4 protein-coding genes are annotated in these 12,946 nt (G+C 56.5%); all 4 read left to right on the forward strand.

The genetic code is table 11. The features are described from left to right. The first annotated feature begins 42 nt into the window (after window positions 1-42). Window positions 43-4,701: a Tc toxin subunit A gene (locus tag ACYZTS_RS13335; RefSeq protein ID WP_461989756.1), complete on the forward strand. Its 4,659-nt coding sequence runs from the start codon at window positions 43-45 to the stop codon at window positions 4,699-4,701. Window positions 4,702-4,774: 73 nt separating this feature from the next. After that, window positions 4,775-9,280 (forward strand): Tc toxin subunit A-related protein, encoded by a 4,506-nt coding sequence (locus tag ACYZTS_RS13340; RefSeq protein ID WP_461989758.1) that lies wholly within the window; start codon window positions 4,775-4,777, stop codon window positions 9,278-9,280. Beyond that, a complete protein-coding gene (locus tag ACYZTS_RS13345; protein ID WP_461989760.1) occupies window positions 9,277-12,141 on the forward strand; it encodes a hypothetical protein in 2,865 nt (954 codons plus the stop codon). Before ACYZTS_RS13340 ends, ACYZTS_RS13345 begins: the two co-directional genes overlap by 4 nt. A 3-nt stretch (window positions 12,142-12,144) precedes the next feature. Further along, complete coding sequence (locus tag ACYZTS_RS13350; protein ID WP_177326970.1) at window positions 12,145-12,864, forward strand: hypothetical protein; 720 nt, start codon at window positions 12,145-12,147, stop codon at window positions 12,862-12,864. Window positions 12,865-12,946 lie beyond the last annotated feature (82 nt).

Raw genomic sequence — 12,946 nt, forward strand, 5'->3', positions numbered from 1 at the left:
TACCCCTATTAGGGGCGGCCTGGCTTATGAGGGGAAACCGCAATGAATACTTCTGACGAACGCCCGGTTAATCAATTGGCCAAGGCTGTGCTGGGGGAACAACGCGTCACGCAAGTCGGATCTTTCACTGAATACCTGGAGCAAAACCCCAGCGTGTTCGAGTTGGTAAAACTGGGAACCGGCGGGTTGCAAAAACTTGGCCTGAGCCGGGTAGAAGCCAAGGCCATGATGGGCCGAGGCAATGCGCTGGCGTCGTATATGGCCAGGGTCTTTCGCGAACGGAATCTGCATGGTATGCCGACGCGACACAACGCTCGGGCGTCGGTGCCGTTGCCAACGTATATGGATCTGATCAACCCTAACACTGAAGGCAGTGCTCCTGCGGGCAGTATCGAAAACAGCGCATCAACTACTGCATATCTGGTGACCTTGCGCGAGTGGGTACGAGACCGCATTGTGCCGCAGGCCGATCTGAAGCGTTCGGTGTCTCTGCAAGTGCGCCGTCCGGACGTGGATAATCTGTGGATTGACGAGATGGCTGTCAATCGCCAGCAGTCGCGCCTGGAAATTGCCAACGCAGTGCTCGAAGCGCAGATCAACAGCAAACTCCCCGAAGGTATTCACGACGTCAAAACCTACCTGCGTACCTGTCGATTTCACCACGGTCTGCCCTACGATCATGACTGGGAAAGCATCGCCTATGTTGTCGCCACCGTGCTGAAAGAAGGAAGTTTGGGTGATGTCCTTCGCGGAGTCGACTCAGACTACCCGCATTTCAAGAATCGGGGTGGGCGGGGAAGACGCGCCGATGCCGCATTGCAGTTGAGTAGCGGGATCGGCCCGTTGAAATTGTCGCTGTTGCTGGAAGCCCCCTACTTCAGCTCAATTGAAAGCCCGGAAAATGTGCCATTGCGGCGGGTTGATCCACGAACTCGGCTGGTCGATCCGACGCCGCAGGCGTCCGCTGAAAGCTTTTATAAAGACAATTTTGGGCAGCATGCCGCGAACCTTGATGACCTGCGCAAGCTTGGGAACTTCACGGAAGCCACGCGTCTTGACCAGCGTAGCGTCGACGCATTGCTGGGGCGTGGCGCCTTTACCCCCAAGTTGTCTGCCAATGCGCCGGCCATAGGTGATCCGGAAGACCTGCTGACTGGCGTGACGGCAGGCGCAACCTACATCCATGCCGGTGAACAACCCGCGATCGAAGTGAAAAGAAATGCCGATCTGAATGCCTTTGAATTACATCATGTGGGGGAGGCGGGATTCACGCAGTTTGCCAGTCGCATGGACCGCATCAACCGCAAGTGTCGCCTGGATCGCCTTTTGGGCAAACCAAGTCACCAGGTTGATCAGTTATTGATGGCGGCTATGCATGCCGAGAGCCGCGGGACCGGGAAAACTGATATCTGGATCACCGTTAATACTCTGCGCTGCCTGGGGTTGTTCCAGGAGTTAAGCAGCGCTTATGAGTGTGAGATGGAAGAGTTCGCTGCGCTCATCGATGTGCTGTCGGTGTACGGTCAGGATGGCCAACTTTCGCATTTCGATCGCGTCTATAACCGCCAGGCGATGTATGACGAACCCTTGCGCATTGATGACGGCGAGTTCGCGATCATGCCGAGCACAGCGGCCGACCAGCAGACGGTTCACCAGATTTGCAGCGCATTGAAAATCAACTTCGAAACCTACCGTTACCTGGCCACGGTGATCGCCAAAGCGTGCGGTTTGAACACTCACTTGAGCCGCAGTCTGAAAGTCCTTTCCAGCTTCTGGCGCCTTGTGAAGGTGGCCCGGTTGGTCGAGTTGACACCTATCGAATCCACGGCGCTCCTGCAGACGCTGAGCAATGGTGATGGCCTGGTTGCGCAGTTGGCCGCGGAGCCTGCAGTTTCGGGTCGCGGTGCAGGTGATGGCGCTGATGCCCTGAGCGCGATACGAGCGCTGACAACCTGTGTCGAGTGGTGCCGGGCTAATGATTTGCCTGTCCTGTGGCTGGTGCAACACACCGCCCCGGTTTTGGTGCCGACCGTTTGGTCCGAACTCCAGGAACAGTATCTGCGCCAACTGCGCAGCCAGGTCCAACCGATGTTGCTGACGGCGGCGGCACTGGTGGAAGCCGGCGCTCCGCTGCGTGGCGACAACGAAGCGATCGTCGACTGGTTGGCGAAGCTGAGCAAGCTGGTGGATGCAGAGGGGTTGGTGATCGGACGTCACGATCAAACCGAGGCGGATTATCTGAAGGAGGTCGATACAGCTATCGGGAAGGTAGTGGTGGAGGTTCTCGACGAATCTACCGACGAAGAGCGGGAGCGCGTGCACTCGCTTGTCCGTGCTGTTCTGCTGCGTCGTCGGGACGAACAACGGGTGGCCGTGCAGGAGAGCTGCGCAGTCTATCTTGAACTGGACTCTTCGTTGGCGGCGCAGGTGCTGGTCTGGTCCCAAGGTCATCCTTATGATTTTTTGAGCAAAGCCATGTCGCAGCAACCTGGCTCGCTTGCTCTCGCTCAGCATAAATCGGGTGATCCTGATCCGTTCTTGAAAATGTTGGTGGAACTTGAACGTCGCGGCCGGATTGTGAAGAAGCTGGAGCTGAGTGCGCAAATGCTCAGCACCTTGGTGACGGGTGAGCAATATCAATGGTTCAGTCTCGAAAGCGCCCACGAGATCTCGATCCAGACGATGTATTACCTGGCGTTCTACCAACGCATGATCAAACTCGCCAGGCAGCCCGAGGAAAAAATGCTTGCCTATCTGCGGCAGGTCAACGAATTGCCCGAAGAGTTGGCGCCGGACGCTTTAAGTCTGATTCGCGATGCCGCCACCGACAAGCTTGCCACTTTTTTTGGCTGCGGGATCCGACATGTGCTGCAGTGCGCCCAGCATATCGGCTCCGGCACCGGCGATACTCAACGGCCGATTTTGTCGAGTCTGGCGCACCTTGATCTGCTGTCCCGCACACTGGAGTTTGCCAGGAAAGGAATGGATGCCACTTCGGCGTTAACTCTGGGCGCACTGAACCCGCTGGATCTGCAGCCGATTTATGCGAACGCCGCTCAGAATGCACTGGAAAGCCTTGCCCGGTTCAAAAATCTTTCCACTTCGCAGGACTCGGCGGAAGTCGGGCAAAGCATCACCACGCGCTGCGTGGTCGACAATCCTCGACTGATTGCCAACGTGGGGCGGGAAGTGGCGGAGTTCGAATGCACACTTCTAGATTTTTACGGGGAGCCGCTCAAGGGCGTCCCTGTGTACTGGAGCACCGACCTGGGGGCTTTGTTGACGCCCGAAACACTCACCGATGAACGTGGGCGTGCCAAGGCCAGTCTGCAGGCGGGGGCGAGGATCGGCACTGCTCATGTCGTCTTCAATTTGCCGTTGCACGAGCCGATTTATGCGCCATCGGTTGTGATCGGATGTGATGAAGCGACGCTGTTCTTCCCATCAGAACTTATGTCGCCGTTGCCTGAATCGCCAGTTCTGGCCGGGCGTCTATGGGAGCAGGAAGTGTCGGCCGTGCTGCTCGACAGATACGGGAACAAGGGCGTGCAACGTCAGGTTATCTGGTCTACCACATGCGGTGAAATCCGCCCGAGCGAAACCTTTACTGACAAGGACGGGATCGCACGGGCGTGGTACTCCAGTCTGTCAGTCGGCAATGCTGAAGTGATGATCAGTGATATGGAGAGCCATGCGAGTGCAACGTTCAACGGCACCATCCAGTTTTGCGACAAGCCACGTATCGTCGATGTACCGCATGCCACCGGCGTGGTGATGATCAATCGGCCTGTGACGATGCGTTGCCAGGTCGTCGGGCTGGATGGCGCGGCAGTTGCCGGCAAGGTTGTGACTTGGTGGACCAGTGCCGACCCTGTCAAAACACCGCAATCGAGCGATGAAGAAGGCTTCTCCCAGGTAAATATCACCCCTGTCGAGGCGGGCAATCTGACGGTTTTCGCACAGCTTGGCGGCGATCCCGTTACGGAGGTAACGCTGTGGGTCGTGAGTACTGCGGTGATCACGAAATACTCGGAGCCCGTGCGTTTCTCGATGGTCGGTGCAAGGCCAACGCTGCAGTGGATCGATGTGATGGAGTCGGACGCGACTGATGCCAGGCCGATAGCCAACTACCCAGTTTCCTGGACGCTTAATACAGTTCCTGTCGAGACGATCTCCATTGCAACTGATGCATACGGCCGTTCGGTGTACCCGTTCAATCCTTCGACAGCAGGCAACTTCAAGGTCATTGCCCAATTGGGACATTCCAGTACAGAGCAAGCGTTCGACCTGACAGTCACCCCAGCCTTTGAATGGAACGTCCAATTGATCTCCGACCCAGGCACGGCTCATGAATCCAGTGAAACGATTGTCCCGGGCACTGGTGAATTCTCGCTGCTCAGAAATGGCCATTACCGCTTGGAAATCACCCCCGGCTTGGCCGCCTCGTTGGAGGGAAGTCAAGGTGCACTGGGCTGGAGTTGCGACTATTCCACTCAAAAGCTAGGGGTGCTGTTCGATCCTCCGCTGGCCACTCGTTTTACCTTCACGGACCAGCCTTACGCAGTCGATATCCGCACCCACGATATCAGAAACGGTCGGTTCCAGATCAGTCTGGTATGCGACCGCTTGAACGAGGCGATGATCATTGGAGGTTCCTTGGACAAGCGTCCCCCCACTCGACGCGACTTGTCGAAACCATGAATTGGATTTTGTCCTGACCCGGCTCAACCCACGGCGTGTGGCCGGGTTATCACGCAGCGACAAGGAAATCAAAATGGAAACGATCCAGATCAATGAGCTGACAGAACGCTATACGGCGGCCATGGTAGACGCCGTCCTGGGGCAGTCACTTTGGCCAGACAACGTCGACCTTAGTGACACTGACGAGTTGAATGACTTTTTGATGCTCGATACTCAGGACCGCGCCCATCTGGAAGCCACTTGGATTTCCACCGATGTGCGGTGTTTGCAACAGCACATCCAGTCCGTTTACAGCGGCATGGAGGTGGGATACGAAAACAGCTACTTCGAAGATGACGATTTACAGTATTGGTACCAGATTCTCAGCCATTACAGCACGTGGTCCGCGAACGTCATTCTGAAAGACCGGGCCGAGAATTACATTGTCCCGGCTCTGCGCCTGAAGAAAACCGCCCTATTCCGGACGCTGGAAAACAACCTCAGTCAAATGCGTCTGACGGCCGATTCTGTGCAGAGGGGCCTGATGGAATATACCCGGTCTTTTCAGCAGATCTGTGACCTTGACATCCTCAGCGGATACATCGATGGCGCTGATGTGCAAGACGCGCGGTATTGCCTGATTGGCCGCGAGCGGACATCTCCATTCGCCTTCTACTGGCGCACGGTCACGGTTGATCTGAATAACGACAGCAAGAAGATTAATCCGGCGGCATGGGGCGAGTGGCAGAAAATTGAAACCGCGACCGCCGGCAAAGTCATGGACATCCGTCCTCTTTACTGGAGAGGGCTCCCGGTATTGGTCTGGTGTGAATGGACCGAACGCACGCTCAATGCTCAAGGCGTGGTGCAGATTCCATGGTCGCTGGAAATCAAGATGGCTTCCGGATCATTGAACGGTCAATGGTCTGCCCCTGTTTCTCTCCACAAGCGTGAGTGCGAATTTGACATTTCCAATGGCCGGCTCACGGCCGTGTCGCTGGGTGACGGCGATCCACGTGACGACTTGTTGGCTGTCTGTTACACCAACCGTCATCTCCTGGATGGTGAGTCTTCGATCCAGGAAGTGGAAATTCATGAAACCCGCGACGCATTGTTTCGTAAGGTCCCCGGAGACATCGCCACCTTGCTGATGATGACCTTCGCCCGCTTTCGGGATATCCGGAGCCTGCAGCAGAAAGTTGTACCGGCCGATTACTCGAAAGTCACCATGACCAGCACTCCGCAGCCGGAGGGCGGCCTCAGTAAGCACTTGTTTCTGGACGCCATCCATACTCGGGAGATCGGCGCGGACAACACGCCTTTTGAAGTGCTCAGGGTGCGCGGACGCTGCGACGCGGTGGAGGAAACCGGTCGAGTGCTGGAGCGGGTATTCATCGGGTGGAAGGGGATGGCGGGATCGAGCTCTTTTGAAATACGGATTGTCGAGTCCGGCGAAAGGCAGCTGCGCATCAGCATGGACACTCGCGAAAAACCGACTCAGGACATTCTCCTGAAACTCGGTCCCGAAAAAGTGTTGATTCACATGTTTAGCAAAGACAGCTTTACGGAAGAATCGGTGGGCGACGGCATTTGGCGCGCGGATGCTGTGGCGAAGTTGACACCTGAGTCTCTGACCCATCTTATTAGCCAGACGCCGGACGAAATTCGCGCCGGTGCAGGTTTTTTTGTCGACGGCCTGGGTGCATTTGCGCTGAATGCACAGAATCAGGTTGTGCAGAGGATCTTGTATGCCCCCCTGGCGTTCAGCCTTGAATTCGAAGGCGCGAGTGGGGATGACCGCAAGAAGTGGATCTCGACGGGGCCGTTGGACGGCCAATACGCCACGCCATGGCTCACCTACAAACGCAAGGCCGAGGTATTAGGTGTCGCTAACTTTCCCATCGACGAGCCAATTGTGTTCTCCTTTGGCGCGGACACCAAAACGACCTATGGACGCAATCAGTTCAAGGTCTTGCTTAACCAGAGACCTCTTGCATACGCAACCCCTTCGATCGATAAAAGCAGCCCGGAGGGCGCGCAATTCCTCAGCTTCAACAGTGCACAAGCGCTCAAGCACGTACGGGTCAACTCCACATTCGGGCCGGTTTTGACCAGCCGGGCGGCTGCGTCCCCGCACGCATTGCTGGCCTGGGGTACCCAGCACATTGACGAGCCACTCAGGCCCGACGGGACGATCGAGGAGAACGGGCCTTTTGATGGCAGCAACGGTTTGTACTTCTGGGAGCTGTGGCTTCATGTCCCGGATCTGGTCGGCTCGCGCCTGAGCGCTGAGGGGCGGTACCAGGAAGCGCAGCCATGGTTCGAGTACATATTCAATCCATTGGCGCGAGAAGTCGTGCCGCCCGAGAACCCGGCGCCGGGTGAGCCGCCAGTGCTCCCCGCGCCCGCCTATTGGCGCTGCCGTCCCCTGCAAAACGAGACGATCGACCCGTCTTACGAGAACGCGGCTCCGACCGATCCTGACGCGATCGGTTACACGGCACCGATACATTTCAAGATCGCGATTATCCTGCGCTACCTGGATAACCTGATCGCCTGGGGCGACAGCCAGTACCGTCGACTTGACTACGACAGCATGGTCGCAGCCAAGCTCAACTACAGCCGGGCATTGTCATTGCTGGGCCGGGAGCCTGACGCACGTACAGCCACGACGTGGGCACCGCAAACCCTCAGTAGTTTATTAAGCAAGGTTCAGGGACGCGCTGCGCTCAAGGCTTTCGAGCGAGATTTTGCCATTTCGCTGGCTGATGTGCCCGGTGCGATGCAGGCCACTCCGCGCTTCGATCTGCTCGGTAGCGACGTGTTTCTACCGGGGATCAATGAACGGCCGAAAGCCATGTGGACGCTGCTCAAATCCAGGATGCAGAATTTGCGCGAAGGGCGCTCGATTGATGGTCGTACCCTCTCGATTCCCTTGTTCCAGACGATGGACCCTCTTGAACTTTTGCGTGCGCAGGCTGGTGGCAGGCTGGGAGCGACGCACAATCCGGGTGGACCAGTCCAGGTGGTGCCGTATAAATGGCAGACCGTGCACAACCTGGCACTGCAAGGTGTGGAGTTCCAGATTCAGAAAGAAGAACAACTCAGGTTCTGGCTGGACCAGCATGATCGCAGTGAGCTGGAAGAGCTAAATCAAAGCCATATGCTCGAACTGGTGGATTATGCGCGGTCAGTGCACAAGGCAACAATCGACCAGCTTGAAGCGACAGCGGCGTCGTTGCGGCAAAGCGAAAGCATGGTCAAAGCCAGAGTCGAGCATTACCAGCACATATACGACGAGCAGGTTTCGCGATATGAGTACGAGGTTCTGGAGCGAGCCAAAGATGAAGGAGATTTGCTCGCGACCACGAGTGGTTTTAGAGTGGTTTCTGCAGAACTGGATATTGTGCCCAACATTGGTGGGACAGCTTTTGGTGGCGCCCGCCCGGGAGCCGTACCTCAAGGTACGGCCGATGGCGTATATACGGGCGCGCAGATTTCCATGACCGGATCCGGGAGGCTGTCGACCAATGAGCAATATCGCCGACGCCTGGACGAGTGGGACCTGGTGCTCAATCAGGCGAAGGCCGAAGTCCGGGTGCTGAGTGAGCAAATCCTCGCTCAGGAGCACTCGATCCGCGCCGCCGAGGCGAGTCTGCAACAGACGGAAGCATCTAATGTCCAGGCCAAGGCGGTATATGCGTTCTACAAGAATCGCAGCTCTGGTCGCGAGTTAAGCAGTTGGGTAGTCGGGCAAATGAAGACGCTGATCTATCAGGCTTACGATCTGGTAGCTGGCTTGTGTCTGTGCGCCGAAACGTGCTGGCAGTATGAAATGGGCGACTTCAAAACCCGCTTTATTCGGCCGGATGTCTGGATGGATGCTTATTTTGGCTTCACCAGCGGTCACTCATTAAAACTGGACCTTATGCGAATGGCGGCTGCGCGCATCAAGCGCGACGAGCACCGTCTTCAGTTGATCAAGACGATTTCTCTCAAGGAAGTGAAAGGTGCCGAATGGGAGGCATCGGTGGCTGCAGGAAAACTGTATTTCTCGCTGAATCAGAAAATGTTCGATGAAGACTATCCAGGCCTCTACTGCCATCAAATCAAGCGAGTGGCGCTGACGTTTCCTTGCCTGTTGGGACCTTATGAGCATGTCCGTGCGATTCTGTCTCAGATCAGCAGTACAACCGTTATTGAACCGGACATAAGTGCAATCAAATTCCTGCACGATGAGAAAGGAAAGGAGGCTCCTGCTGCCAATGTAATGGTGCGAAACCTGCGCCCTTACCAGCAGATAGCGTTGTCCACGGGAATTGAAGATAACGGAGCCGTTGAGCCTGTCGACGACCGCTACGCACCCTTTGAGGGGACGGGTGTCCATGCGGACTATGAATTGACCTTTCCACGGCATAAGACCCAGGCTGCCAAGCTGGCGTCGATACCTGACATATTGATCACAATTTACTATCAGGCGAAAGATGGCGGTCCGGCCTTTGCAGCAGTGGTCGATAAAGAGCTCGATACCGTCCCCGAACCACCCGCTGGGGGAGCCAAAGCCAAACGTCTGGCCGGCACAGGGAGCAGGCAGTCATGAACGAAGAGAACCTTAAAGCCGGGCACAACTTTGTCAACAATGGTGATTTCGCCAAGGCGCTGGAAGGATGGATCATCAATGACCGAGCCAAAGTCACCCGGCAGTCCGGCTCCTGGAACGGCGGATCCGTTGGCTTCATGTACGCCGTCAATGAAGGCCAGGGAAGCCAGACCTTGACGCTGGCCACATTGCCGCAGCCAACGCCCGGCAAGGCGGACTATCAATTGGTCTTCCTTTACGAAGCGATGGAAGGTGCTGAGTGCCTGTTGAGGATCCGCGAGGGTTTGGGCGGTGAATATGATCTGAAGCTTGTACCGTCACTCAAGCATGGGGTCTCTGTGGACCCGAGCCCCGACCGGCTGGATCTTCACCTCGTGGAGTATCGGCACGCCCTGGAGCTTGATGCTGCTGAAACGGAAATTACCCTGACGTTTATCAGCCCGCCGAATGAACGACCAGGCATGTCAAGAGGGTTGCGAGTTGCCGATGTTCGGGTCGAACTCGTGCTCGAGCCTTTGCGCCTGAACTGCCTGGCGATCGATGGAGAACTGCAGGTACCAGACGACACGCTGCATTTATGCTTTGGTGCTCGTCTTGATCAGTCTCATGTTGTCACGCTACTGCCTACACCCGACAGTGTCTGGGTGGCAACCGAAGCAGGCTTACTGGTGGAGGGAGGGCTCAGCGATCCCGATGGTGTGCTGGCTGCCCGTCCATTCTGGGGAGAAGAGCAGGGCATTGCAGCAGCATGGAACATTGATTGCGCTGACATGGCACAAGATATTCCGATTGCGCGCACCTTGGCCGTACGCAGCCAATACACGGCCGATCTCTATCCGTTGAAGGCTCTTGTGGGGCATTTCAGGCTGGATGTCGTCCCGCTGCAGGAGCCTGCCTGGTATCCGGTCATTGACCTCAAGCAAAGTGTGGCATTACGGGTGCGAGTGCAGTCTTACTATTCGGATTTCCCACTGGCTGATCGTATCGTTACCTGGACTCTCAAAGGCGCAGATGGCAAAGAAATCGAGCTGCACACGTGTCCTACGGACCCGTCCGGTGAGGCCGGCTACACCTACACCCCGGATGCAGCGGGTGACCATGAGATCATCGCCAGCGTGGTCAGTCACTACAAGCCGGAGGATGCCAGGCATGTATTCAAAGTGCGCGCCTTGCAGAACAATCCATGGCTGAGCGCAACGTTTTCTCTGGACGATCCAGCGTGTTCCTGGGTTTGGGGAAACAAACTCGCCTACCCCAGTCGCGGCGAAACACACACAGTGACGCTAGCGTTTCCCCCCGACCATGCACTGCGCGATTCCGAAGTGGCGTTGCATCTGCAGGTGGACGATCCAGGCAATCCTTTGGGAGTACAGATCAAGCCTGCGCCTAATGAACTCACTCCGATTGTGGGGGCTGGTCTGACCTGGAGTATGGACTGTGAAAACCTGCGCGATGGTCGTTTCGAGATTCAGATCAGTTGTTCGGAACTGTTGGAGAGATCCCCCGTCCAGCAATTCAACCTGGCGCACAATACGTTGGCAATCGGCGAAACGAAGCAACCTGCGAGATTTCCCGCAGTGGGTGGCCCGGCGTTGCCACTGGCGGTTCAGATTCTTTCAACAGTGGACGGGGTGGGCGGAGTGCCAGGGATTGCAGTCGTCTGGAGCCGCGATGGCGTGACATATCCAACGGGTACTGACGGCTGGAGTGTCTACTCATTCGACCCAGTCGAGGAAGGAACCTTCGAAGTTTCAGCCACTGCGTGCAGACCCTATGACGCCAAAGAAATCGTCCATCGGTTCAAGGTGACCGTATTAGGTGAGGAACCCTGGACCCGGTTGGTCAAAGTGACCCTGGCCGATCATGAGCCCGGGACTGTCGGTCTTATCTGTTTTCGTGACAGTGCGCCGGTAGAGCTAAAGATCGAGCCAATTGGCGAAACGCTGTTGAACGAAGAAATCTACCTGAGCGTGCATGGCGAGGGGGAACAGGACCTGGGGTTCGACTTCATTCCTTCGGCTGTTGACAGGCGACAGCTACGCAAAGAAGGACTGACGTGGGGTGTGAGCTCAAACGGTGATAGCAGCGCCCGTTTTTCTCTACACGTGTGTAACGACGGTCTGGACCCCTATGTACTATCGGGGCGCTTGTTATCCAGAACACTTGAGGGGGAGGGCGTTTTAAAGTTCGACGACAAAGAGCTGGCAGTTGGCAGCACCGCTTACCCCTGTTTCGGCGGGGAACACACATTGCACTTCACTCCCAAGACGGCAAGCCCATTGACTGCGTTGAAAGTTGCGGCGAAGTGGGCACCGCCTTCAAGCACTGCTCTGGATGTGATTTTGGACCCGGAGGAAGGGCATGAAGAAGAACTGAATGCCGACGGTGTCAAGTGGCAGCTGGACTGCCGCGCCAGTCTTGCAACGGGTGAATCGGGTCTGTCGCTGGCGTTCGAACAACTTTCACAGGATTACCCGCCACTGCCCCTGTCTTTGGGGCATCACCGAATGCAGATCATGGAAGTGCGAGAGGCCAGCTTTGATCCGATCGTCGGTCAAACCGTTTGGCTGGAACTCAGAACCCAGTCTTACTACACCCAGCGTACGGTACAAGACATCGAAGTCGCTTTTAAACACGGAGCGACTGAGATGGCGGTGTTGACGGCGGCAAATGGCTGGGCACGCTTTCCCTTTACCCCAACGCAACCGGGTGATGTGGCAGTGATCGCAACGGTGAACAGCCCCTATGACGGTCTGGCCGCTCCTGCTCACACCTTTAACGTCAAAGTACTGGCCGCTCGCGACGCGCAATCTGCTTCACCCACTGCTGCCTATGGAACAATGCTGAAGGACGAGGACTAAGTTATGCTCAATGATCAGAAAGAGGCCGCCGGCGAAATCGAGATCGCAGAAGTCCGGGAAGACAGTTTCGATCCGATTGTCGGCGAAAACGTCTGGCTGGAACTAAATTTGCGCTCATCCAGTAAACAGCGGGCGGCATCCTCAATAGAGGTAGCTTTCGCCGTTGGGCAAGAACATCACCGTGTGCTGACGGATGAAGAAGGATGGGCACGCTTTTTATTTCATGCCGAACAGGTGGAGGAGGTGACAGTGGTCGCCACGGTCCCAGGCGTCAACGGTGGTCTCGCCGCCGCGCCTGCCCACACCTTTCGCTTCAGGGTATTGGCCGCGGGAGTCTGGGACGATGCCCGGCTCAGACTTAACGATGATCCGCCAACGATTTGGGGCGCCGAAACACTGTTTCCCCGCTTGGAAGCCCATACCGTTCATTTATCGATCGTCAACCCTGCCAGCCCTTTATTGGGTCGTGAAGTTTGCCTAGGGTTGTCGGGTTATTCGTCAGCAACAGATCTGGGGTTGACCGTGGAGCCTGCGCTGGGCGTCTATCGTCCTTTGACCATCGAGGGGCTTAGCTGGCAGTGCACCGGCAGCATTGGCGGGGCTTATGCGTTACAAGTGGCAGCCTCCCGCCTGCTTAAGCGATCACCGGGCAATCCGATGTCATTGGGAGCGACGCCGGACTCAGGGTTGCCATCCAGTGTTGTCGACTGGGCAGGAAAGTGACAATCGCAGTAACCGTTCACTAAGGATCCTGCGATCCTTTGGTCCTTTGCAATATCGCAACCTGCGACAGTGCCTGGCGTAA

Source organism: Pseudomonas sp. TMB3-21, assembly GCF_054898145.1.